We start from the raw sequence: 7,842 nt of genomic DNA on the forward strand, positions 1-7,842 counted from the left end.
TAAGTGCGGCGGTGTTGCTGTCATCCCCTTCCGAGCGAAGCGGGCTGCAAAGGTAAGTAGCTTTTCGCTACCTGCAAGCAAAAAAAGAAAACTTTTTTTCGAAGCGTTTCTTTTCTCGTTTCCTGCTGTTCCCTTCCGATCGAAGCGGGCTGCAAAGGTAGAACCCTTTTTGCTTTCTGCAAGCGTTCCAAAAGAAAAAGTTTTCTCTTTTCGGCCTTCCTCCTAGCGTATGCCGCCTTTTCAGGCAACTTGACTAGCAAGGATGAAAGCGCTTCCGGTGGAAGCGGGGTGCAAAGGTAGCTAAACCTTTCCAACTTGCGCAACCCCGCAGGGCAACTTATTTTCAAGCGGCTTTTCCGAAGAACAACCAACCCCGACCGCGTTCCGGTTGGGGTTGCAAAAGTGGGGCTTTGTGGCCAGCTGTGCAAGTGAGCTACACAACTTATTTCTTATTGATAAAAGCGCGTTGCGGTCAGTAGGCTGAATAGTAACTAGTTGACTACTCTAATTAGTTCAATATGTTGTTAAGATTTATTTGCGGCTTGACCAGCCAGGGCGCAAAAACCCGGATTGCTGGCAGCAATCCGGGTTTTGGAGAGGCTAGTTATGCTCCGAGATTCAGCTCATGTGCAGCGTACTTACCCGGTCGGGACCTACGCTGACGATGCTGATAGGTACTTCGAGGTGTTTCTCTAGGAAGCTAACGTAGTCTTTTAGCTCCGCTGGTAACGTTTGGGGGTCGGAAATAGCCTGCAGGTTGGTGCGCCAGCCGGGCATACTTATATATATAGGAGTCAGCTTTTCCAGATCACCGTGGTCGGGCAGATGGTCGGTTTGCTCGCCGTTGGGCAGCGCGTAGTGTGTGCAGACCCGAATTTCGTCGAACTCATCGAGCACATCAGCCTTCATGAGGTGAATTTCTGTTACGCCATTTAGCATGATGCTATAACGCAGAGCAGGCAAATCGATCCAACCACAGCGGCGCGGCCGGCCGGTGGTGGCACCGAACTCGCGGCCAGCGGCCCGTATCTGCTCTCCTACTTCATCGTGCAACTCGGTTGGGAACGGACCTGCGCCTACGCGGGTGCAATAGGCTTTGCTAATACCATATACCTTATTGATGTGGCGCGGGGCAATGCCGAGGCCGGTGCAGGCACCCGCCACGATAGTGCTGGAGGACGTTACGTAAGGATAAGTGCCGAAATCAATATCGAGCATGGAGCCTTGGGCACCTTCAGCCAGGATGTTCTTGCCCTCGCGCAGCATATCGTTCAACAGATACTCAGTATCGGTGAGTTGCAGGGTACGCAGGAAGTCGACGGCGGAAAAGAAATCGGCCTCGAACTGTTCAATGTCGAGGCCGCGGCCGTGGAATTCAGCAATGGTGGCGTGCCGGGCGACGGCTTCGCGGTAGCGCTGCTCAAAATCGGGGAGCAGAATATCGCCGACGCGCAGACCGGTGCGGCCGATTTTATCCTGGTAAGTGGGACCGATACCTTTGAGCGTGGAACCTATTTTGTCGCCGCCCCGGGCTTCTTCGTTGATGCGGTCGAGGGCGCGGTGCGAGGGTAGAATCAGCTGAGCCTTGCGCGAGATGTAGAGGTTGCGGCTGTAATCGACGCCCCGGTCGGTGAGCTTCTGTAGTTCCTGGCGGAACACCACTGGGTCGAGTACCACGCCGTTGCCAACGACATTGAGGATGTGCGGGTGAAAAATACCTGATGGCACCTGATGCAAGACGTGCTTGATACCATCGAAGGTGAGCGTGTGGCCGGCATTGGGGCCGCCCTGGAAGCGGGCTACTACATCGTAAGTGGGGGCGAGGACATCGACAATCTTGCCTTTACCCTCATCACCCCACTGTAATCCTACCAATACGTCAACGGGCATTAGTTCGCGGTTTTCAGGAGTTGAGTGGCTGCTGCTTCATCATCGGCCACAGAAAAAATTGCGTTCAGCTTGGTTAGCGCCAGCATTTTGCGCGGGTGGTCGGCAGGATTGATGAGCACCAACTCGCCTCCGCGGCTCCGGAACTTGGTCAGCAGCGATACTAATACACCGATGCCGGTGCTGTTGATATAGCGGATACCCGACAGATCGACGGCGCAATGAAGCAGTTCTTCGCCGAGGTGCTGGTCGACGCTTTGCAGGAGCTGCTGGGTATCGGGGCTGCCGATAAGGTCGCCGGAGAGGCGCACGAATAGGATGCCGTTCTGGACGGCGGAATCAGTTTTCATGAGGTTTGGAGGGCAGCGGCCTGGGCGCGGCAGTCGCCGCACACGCCGTAAAGGTTCAAAGAGTGATGCAAGATATGGAAGTTGAGCAACTCCCCGACCATGGTTTGGATACCGTGAATGCGTGGGTCGCAGAACTCAACCACTTTATGGCACTCGGTGCAGATGACATGGTCGTGCTGGCGGTAACCGTAGCTCTTCTCGTACTGGGCCAAGTTGCGCCCAAACTGGTGCCGGCTCACGAGGCCGTGCTCAACCAGCAAATCGAGCGTATTGTACACCGTGGCGCGACTTACACGCAGGCCCTGCTCCTTCATACCGGCGTACAACTGCTCTACATCGAAATGGCCGGTGCGGGAGTAGATTTCCTCCAAGATAGCGTACCGCTCCGATGTCTTGCGCAAACCCTTGTTTTCGAGGTAGGCAGTAAAAATTTTCTTGACCTCCTCGTACTTTTCTTTATCGAGATGCTTCTCGGAAACTGCCATGGTAATGGACCTTCTATTATAAGGAGTGAAAACAGCCAAAACGCTCCGCTGAATGACCGGCTTATGTAGCCAAAACCCAGCTATGGGCGCTTGGTTTATTATACCGTTTTGTACCCCTGGTTTTGGTTAATGCTTTTTAGAACCTTCGGCTTGTTTCCATCCATTTGACTTGCTTTAGTCTGAAGCTCCAGGGCTGTTTAAGAGTCGAATCGTTCTACTGCCAAAACGCCATTTACCTTATTTAGGCGCTGAATAAGGCGGTCGAGGTGGGCAGTGTCGTTGACGAAAACCATAATCTGGCCCTCGAATACGCCGTCGTTGGAATCCATGGTAATGGAGCGCATGTTGACTTTTAGACTGGTGCTGATGATGCGCGTAACATCGTTTACAAGGCCCACCCGGTCGGCACCCTTGATGCGGATGCCAGCCAAAAAGGCCAGTTCCAGCTGCTCGGTCCATTTGGCGCGCACAATGCGGTTGCCGAAGTTCGACATCATCTGCACAGCCTTGGGGCAAGATGTACGGTGAATATCGATGCCCTCACCGGTTTCGAAGCCGAACACATCGTCGCCGGGGATGGGGTTGCAACAGGACGCAATAGTGTAGTCGAACTTGTCGGTTCGCTCCCCGATAACGAGCATGTTGGCATTCACGCCACGTACTTTCTGTACCTCGTGGTCGAAGGAGCGTGGCTCCAGACGCGAGGGCAGCCGCGGCAACTCGTCGTCCTTGAACACGCCCTGCACAATTTCACGTCCATCGAGTTGACCGATGGCGATGCGGTAGAAAAATTCGGGCAGGTTGCTGACATTGAAAAAGGCCAGCAACCGGTTGATGTTCTCCGTATTTATCTCAATATCCAGCAGCTCCAAACGCTTCTCCACCAGAAATCGACCGTCTTCGGCCTTTGCTTTACGGTCGTCGCGGAGCCAGTCTTTGATGCGGGTGCGGGCTTTAGAAGTCGTGACGTACTGCAGCCACTCCTCCGTGGGGCGCTGCTTCTGAGAAGTCAAGATTTCCACTTGGTCGCCGTTGTGGAGCTGGTAGCTCAGGGGCTGCAGCTTCTGGTTGACTTTGGCACCGAGGCACTGCAGGCCAATCTGGGAGTGAATCTCGAAGGCGAAATCGAGGGCCGTAGCCTTGTCGGGTAGAATAATGAGCTTGCCCTTGGGCGTGAAGGCGTACACTTCCTTCACGAACAGGTTCTGGCGGAACTCATCCATGAATTCGAGGGCGCTGGAATTGTTGGTTTCCAGCATCTCGCGCACTTTATTTATCCAGCTTTCCAGCGTCGATTCGGGCTGAGGCACGCCACTGTCCTTGTATTTCCAGTGGGCGGCGTAGCCTTTCTCGGCAATATCGTCCATACGGCGGCTCCGAATCTGCACCTCCACCCATTGCCCGGTGCGCGACATAACGGTGGTATGCAGGCTCTCGTAGCCGTTGGCCTTGGGCGTGCTCACCCAGTCGCGCAGGCGGTCGGGGTTAGGCTGGTAGAAATCGGTAACGATACTGTAGACCTGCCAGCAGGCCGCTTTTTCCTGCTCCGGCGGCACATCCAGAATAATGCGGATGGCAAACAGGTCATATACCTCGTCGAAGGTGATGTTCTGTTTGCGCATCTTCTTAAGGATGGAATAGATGCTTTTGGGTCGGCCTTTTACCTCGTATTTAAACCCCTGAACCTTGAGCTCATCATCGATGGGCTGCACAAAGTCTTTGATGAAGCGGTTGCGCGACGTGCGACTCTGGCGCACCTGGGTCACCAGCTCCTCGTACACTTCGGTATCGGTGTACTTAAGGTGTAAGTCCTCCAGTTCGTTCTTGATGGTGTACAGGCCCAAACGGTGGGCCAGCGGAGCGTAGAGGTAAATGGTTTCCGACGATATTTTGAGCTGCTTGTGCCGCGGCATCGATTCGAGCGTCCGCATATTGTGCAGGCGGTCGGCGAGCTTAATAAGAATCACGCGCACGTCGTCGGAGAGCGTGAGCAGCATCTTGCGGAAGTTTTCGGCCTGCTCAGAAGTGCCGTAATCGAACACACCCGAAATTTTGGTGAGCCCATCGACGATGCGGGCCACCTTGGGGCCAAACTCGCGCTCCACGTCGGCTACTTCCCAGGGCGTGTCCTCCACCACATCGTGCAGTAGGGCCGCTACAATGCTGGTGGTGCCCAGGCCAATTTCCTCCACTACAATCTGGGCCACGGCCAATGGATGCAGAATATAGGGCTCGCCCGACTTGCGGCGCATCTCCTTATGGGCTTCCAGCGAGGTATTGAAGGCCTTTTTGATGAGCTTGGCGTCGCCCGGTTTGAGCGAAGGTTTGGCAGTGCGAAGCAGGCGGCGGTAGTGGCGCAGGATTTCCTGGCGTTCTACCTCAGGGTCGATGACGGTGGACATGGCAGCGGACGGGCGGCACGAAGCAGTGCCAAAAAAACGAGTAGCGAAGGTACAATGCCCCCGACCGGAAAGTAACAAGAACGAGCCAGAGTTGGTGCGCCGGGGCGGTTGCAGGCCCTACCGAGGAAACATAATAAGGCAGGTAGTTGCGAAAGACGTTGGTTTTGTAAAGGAGCTTGCGTAGTTTTGCGCCCCCGAGGCAGTTGGCCTCGTGCCGCGGATATGGCGAAATTGGTAGACGTGCCAGACTTAGGATCTGGTGCCGCAAGGCGTGTGGGTTCGAGTCCCTCTATCCGCACAAAGTGGGTTTCAGTTCGCTGAAATCATGTTTAAACCCTCAACCCACCCGTTGGGGGTTTCTTTTTAGGGGTCGGTCCCAACCCGATCCTTTTTACCCCAACGTAGCACTTTTAACCGACCAGCAGTGGATATCACCCTCGACAAGCAAGACGACCAGCTTCATGCCATCCTGACAGTAAACCTTACGGAGGCCGATTACGCCACCGCCGTAGAGAGCAAGCTGAAAGAATACAGCAAGAAAGCCCAGATTAAGGGCTTCCGCCCCGGCAAAGTGCCGGTAACGCTGGTGCGCAAGATGTACGGCAAAGGCATTCTGGTTGACGAAATCAACGAGATGCTGGGCAAGTCGGTGGATGGCTATATTAAGGAGAACAACCTGCGCATCCTGGGCGAGCCCCTGCCAGTGGCTTCCGACATCGACTTCGACAACCAGAAGGACTACGCGTTCCAGTTTGAGCTGGGTCTGCTGCCCGAGTTCGAGCTTCCCTCCGACCAGGCTATTACCGTTGACCGCCACAAAGTGACGCTCGACGAGAACACCAAGAACGAAACCTACGAGCAGCTGGAGCGCCAGTTCGGCGAAACCACCGAGCCCGAGGCCGCTGAAGCCGGCGACTACCTGGTGGGCCGCTTGCGCAAGGAAGGCGAAGAGGGCGAAGGCCGCCTTTTGATGCTGCCAACCAATAAAATGAAGAGCGAGGCGGATAAGTTCTTGGGTGCCAAGCCCGAGGACGTTATCACCTTTGACCTCAAAACTGCTTTCGACGGCGACGCAAAAGCTATTGCCAACTTCACCGGCATGAGCCGCGAGGAAGCCGAAGCCATAGAGGGCAACTACACCCTGACCGTAGAGAAGGTGCAGCGCACTGCCGCCGCCGAGTTCAACCAAGAGCTGTTCGACAAGGTATTCGGCAAGGACATCGTAACGTCGAAGGAAGATTTCGACGCCAAGGTGACCGAAACGGTGATGGAGAACTACGACCGGGAGTCGGATAACCTAATGAACCGTCAGATCATCGACAAGATGCTGGAGAACGTGAGCATCGAGCTGCCCAAGGAGTTCTTCAAGAAGTGGCTGGTGCGCGCCAACGAAGGCAAGCTAACGCCCGAGCAGATTGAGGAGCACTACGACGACTACGCCAAGGAGCTGAAGTGGTCGATGATCCGTAACAAAGTGGTGGAAGCCAACGAGCTGAAGGTGGAAAACGAGGAAATCGTAGACCGCACGATGCAGAAAATCCTGGGCCAATTCAACATGGAGATGACGCCCGAGCTCGAAGAGTCGGTGCGCGGCTTCGCCGACAACTTCCTGCGCCAGGAGAACGGCAAGAACTACGTACAGGAGTACGAGGCCATTCTGGCAGAGAAAGTGCTGGAAAACCTGCGCGGCAAAGTTGTTGTTAACGACAACGAGATTACGGCCGAGGACTTCCGCAATCAGAACGCCGGCTAATACCCGCCGTTCCGGTTTTCAAAACCATCAAAAAAGCCCTTACTTGTCGTAGGGGCTTTTTTTATTGAGAAGCGGTTTCTACTTCATTTCTAACTTCTGTATTCTAACTCCTTTTTTCTCTCCATGCTGAATAAACAAGAGTTCCGCAAGTTTGCCGTAAAGGGCCAAGGTTTGAATGGCCTGGGCGTTGATCAGTATTTGAGCCACGTTGAGGGCCAGGTGCGCAACGGCATGATGATGCCGTCTAATATGACCCGCTCGGTGATTGAGGAGCGCCCCACGCGCTTCGCCGAAATCGACGTATTCTCCCGCCTCATCATGGACCGGATTGTGTTCCTGGGCACGGCGGTGGACGACTACGTAGCCAACATCCTGACGGCGCAGATGCTGTTCCTGGAGTCGGTTGACGCCAAGAAGGACATCCTGCTCTACATCAACTCGCCCGGTGGATCGGTGTATGCTGGTCTCGGTATCTACGACACCATGCAATACGTGAATCCCGACGTGGCCACTATCTGCACTGGTTTGGCGGCCTCGATGGGCGCTGTGTTGCTGGCAGGTGGCGCTAAGGGCAAGCGTTCGGCTCTGCCCCACGCCCGCGTAATGATTCACCAGCCTTCGGGTGGCGCGCAAGGCCAGTCGTCGGATATTGAAATCACGGCCCGCGAGATTCTCAAGCTCAAGAAGGAGCTGTACGATATTCTGGCTGACCACACCGGCAAAACCTACCAGGAAATCCACGACAACTCGGACCGTGACTACTGGATGCGTGCTGATGAGGCCAAAGAGTACGGCCTGATTGACGAGGTACTCGAAAAGAAGAAGGCTGAGTAAACGTAACGACTGAACGGCGTAGGGTGCGGGGCTTGCCCCCGCTCGCCGTTGAACGTAATCGTTGAAACGGTGCGAACGGCGGGGTGGGGGGGAACGCGCCCCCCCCCCCGTCTTTTTAAAAATACGCGTGG

Annotated in this window: 7 protein-coding genes and 1 tRNA gene; 4 read left to right on the plus strand and 4 right to left on the minus strand. The window is 55.1% G+C overall.

The annotated features are described in order from the left end of the window. The coding region (locus tag HW556_RS18565) for a hypothetical protein (RefSeq protein ID WP_218136960.1) at positions 1-226 on the plus strand (226 nt) is incomplete at its 5' end. A 392-nt stretch (positions 227-618) separates the two neighbouring features. Here the strand turns inward: HW556_RS18565 and HW556_RS17405 are convergent. The 4 genes from HW556_RS17405 to HW556_RS17420 form a co-directional block, all read right to left on the minus strand. Beyond that, entirely contained in the window at positions 619-1,890 is a 1,272-nt protein-coding gene (locus HW556_RS17405; protein ID WP_176901398.1) for an adenylosuccinate synthase, read from the minus strand. Then, positions 1,890-2,237: an STAS domain-containing protein gene (locus HW556_RS17410; RefSeq protein WP_176901399.1), complete on the minus strand. Its 348-nt coding sequence runs from the start codon at positions 2,235-2,237 to the stop codon at positions 1,890-1,892. Before HW556_RS17410 ends, HW556_RS17405 begins: the two co-directional genes overlap by 1 nt. Beyond that, the gene (locus HW556_RS17415) at positions 2,234-2,722 is read right to left on the minus strand and encodes a Fur family transcriptional regulator (RefSeq protein WP_092771726.1); all 489 of its coding nucleotides are present in this window, start codon (positions 2,720-2,722) and stop codon (positions 2,234-2,236) included. The genes HW556_RS17410 and HW556_RS17415 overlap by 4 nt, the downstream gene beginning before the upstream one ends. A 197-nt stretch (positions 2,723-2,919) precedes the next feature. Further along, a complete protein-coding gene (locus HW556_RS17420) occupies positions 2,920-5,124 on the minus strand; it encodes a RelA/SpoT family protein (protein ID WP_176901400.1) in 2,205 nt (734 codons plus the stop codon). A gap of 216 nt (positions 5,125-5,340) precedes the next feature. Here HW556_RS17420 and HW556_RS17425 point away from each other — a divergent pair. From HW556_RS17425 to HW556_RS17435, 3 genes are all read left to right on the plus strand, one after another. Further along, positions 5,341-5,422: transfer RNA gene (locus HW556_RS17425), tRNA-Leu, on the plus strand. A gap of 126 nt (positions 5,423-5,548) precedes the next feature. Further along, complete coding sequence (gene tig, locus HW556_RS17430) at positions 5,549-6,877, plus strand: trigger factor (protein ID WP_176901401.1); 1,329 nt, start codon at positions 5,549-5,551, stop codon at positions 6,875-6,877. Positions 6,878-7,000: 123 nt separating this feature from the next. Beyond that, positions 7,001-7,711, plus strand: a complete 711-nt coding sequence (locus HW556_RS17435) for a ClpP family protease (protein ID WP_088463185.1) — start codon at positions 7,001-7,003, stop codon at positions 7,709-7,711. Positions 7,712-7,842: the final 131 nt, after the last annotated feature.

The sequence above is a fragment of the Hymenobacter terrestris genome, from assembly GCF_013377905.1.
Lineage (GTDB): Bacteria > Bacteroidota > Bacteroidia > Cytophagales > Hymenobacteraceae > Hymenobacter > Hymenobacter terrestris.